The organism is Yinghuangia aomiensis (assembly GCF_039542225.1).
GTDB classification, from domain to species: Bacteria; Actinomycetota; Actinomycetes; order Streptomycetales; family Streptomycetaceae; genus Yinghuangia; species Yinghuangia aomiensis.
Genome location: NZ_BAABHS010000088.1, coordinates 1 through 1,444, shown reverse-complemented (window position 1 = coordinate 1,444; position 1,444 = coordinate 1). Strand labels below are relative to the sequence as shown.

The window sequence follows — 1,444 nt, the reverse complement described above, 5'->3', positions numbered from 1 at the left end:
CCACCTCCTAATGATGTTGTCAAGCCGCTGCTGTGACCGGGAGTCCGCGTTGGAAGCACTGTCCGTCGCGAATCAGCGCCCACAGGACGTTGACTCTCCGGCGAGCCAGGGCCAGGACAGCCTGGGTGTGCCGTTTGCCCTCGGCGCGCTTGCGCTCGTAGAAGCGGCGGGACTCGTCACAGCTGCGGATGCTGATCAGCGCGGAGGTGTAGAAGACACGCTGCAGGCCGCGGTGGTAACGCCGTGGCCTGTGGAGATTGCCGCTGATGTTGCCGGAGTCGCGGGGCACTGGGGCGACGCCGGCGAAGCTGGCGAGGCGGTCGGCGCTGCCGAAGCGGCTCATGTCGCCACCGGTGGCGGCGAGGAACTCGGCACCCAGCAAAGGCCCGATGCCGGGCATGCTGGCGATCAGTTCGGCGAGGTCATGGTCGCGAAACCGGGCCGCAATGAGCTTGTCGATCCCGGCGATCTGCTCGTTGAGGCCCATCACCTCCCTGGCCAGGGTGTGGACCACCTGCGCGATGATCTTTTCCCCGGGGACGGCCGAGTGCTGGCGGTCGGCCGCTTCCACCGCGGCCTGGGCGAGCTCTGCTGCGCTGCGGACATTGCGGTTGCGCAGCCAGGTCTCCAGACGCCTTCGGCCTGTGCGGCGCAGGGCGGCCGGGGTCTGGTAGCCGGTCAGCAGGACCAGCGGGCCGACGTTCCCCAGGTCGAGACTCCGCTCCAACGCCGGGAACATGCTGGTGAGTTGGCCGCGCAGCCGGTTGATCCGGCGGGTGCGGTCGGCGCTGAGGTCGGCCCGGCGGTTGGTAAGGATCCGCAGCTCGGCGGTGAGTTCTTCGTCCGGGTGGATGACGGCCAGGTCGCGGCGCATGCGGGCCTGGTCGGCGATCACGGTGGCGTCCTTGGCGTCGGTCTTCCCGGTGCCGCGGTAGCCGGCCGAAGCGCGGTTGACCGCCAAGCCGGGTATGTAGACGAGCCGCTGGCCGTGGTTGAGCAGGGTGTTGATCCACAGGGCGGCCATGCCGTCGGCGACGTCGACAGCCCAGACCACGTCCTCGTCGAGGGCGAGGACGTCGGCGAGCAGGGCCGCCAGTTCCGGTTCGTCGTTCAGCACCCGACGCGAGAGCAGCTTCCGGCCCTCGGCATCGAGGACCACGCAGTGATGGTGGGTCTTGCCGATGTCCGTGCCCGCCCAGATCTGGGCCACCTGTTCCTCCGGTCGTTCGTGCGTGCTCATGCTCCGGACGACCTCGCCAGCGTGGTCCTACCCAGCGATGCACCCGAGGGGCCCGCATCTCCTAATCAGCGGTCAGGTCGTCGTGAGACGCCGGGCGGCCAGGTGGAGCGAACCATCGAGTGCAACCCCCTGAAAGCCATACCCGGCGTCTCCGGGCCTCTGGACCCTACGACAGCCCGTCTGACCCACGACCAACGTAGGACC

At 68.8% G+C, this 1,444-nt stretch carries 1 protein-coding gene; it reads right to left on the bottom strand.

Annotation, left to right across the window (positions count from 1 at the left end; genetic code table 11):
* Positions 1-19: 19 nt before the first annotated feature.
* A complete protein-coding gene (locus ABEA93_RS41940; protein ID WP_425585274.1) occupies positions 20-1,210 on the bottom strand; it encodes an IS110 family RNA-guided transposase in 1,191 nt (396 codons plus the stop codon).
* Positions 1,211-1,444: the final 234 nt, after the last annotated feature.